Origin of the sequence: Synechococcus sp. R8-2 (assembly GCF_047461715.1) — a bacterium.
Taxonomy (GTDB): domain Bacteria; phylum Cyanobacteriota; class Cyanobacteriia; order Thermostichales; family Thermostichaceae; genus Thermostichus.
In genome coordinates this window covers 1-594 of sequence record NZ_JANSHQ010000616.1, presented here as the reverse complement: position 1 = coordinate 594, position 594 = coordinate 1, and the positions used below count along the sequence as shown (strand labels likewise).

Genomic DNA, 594 nt, shown 5'->3' with positions numbered 1-594 from the left:
CCCCCCCTCGGCCACAGCCGCCAAGGCCAAGCAGAAGGCAGAGCAGCAGGGATCCCATCCCCAGCCACCGTCCCCCGCTCGCCAGCAGCCTCTGGATCCCGCCTGTCTTTGTAACCTCCATAGCCGTCCTCAAAACCTCGGGCCGCCCTCGCCCCCAGCCTCTCTCCGACAGAGGGGCTCCGCTTGCTGTAGGCGGAAGGAGCAGGCCCTTGTTCCTATTCTACGGTAAGCCGGTCGGCAAACCGTTTTTATTTAAGGATCCCTAGGCAGGACAGGGGGTGGGGATCGCCGCATCGACAGCGAGATCCAGCGTGGCCTTGAGAATGCCAGGATCCTCTGGAGAAGGGTGCAACTGGAACCCCAGCCGCTGACACAGGCGGCGCATGGCCTCGTTTTCGCCAAGAACCTCGCCGGTGAGGTGCTGGATCCCTTCGCAGCGGGCCACCTGAATGAGGCGGGTCAACAGCTCCGTGCCAATCCCTTGCCGTTGGTAGGGATCCGCCACCAGCATGGCAAACTCTGCTTCTTGGGGAAAGCCATGTTTTCTGGAGAGGCGGCTGATGCCGAGGATTAAGGACTTCGTCCCGCTGACGC

At 62.8% G+C, this 594-nt stretch carries 1 protein-coding gene; it reads right to left on the bottom strand.

What is annotated here, in order from left to right:
- Positions 1-262: 262 nt before the first annotated feature.
- A partial coding sequence (locus NW819_RS13100; RefSeq protein ID WP_414414012.1) for an N-acetyltransferase family protein occupies positions 263-594 on the bottom strand: 332 nt, incomplete at its 5' end.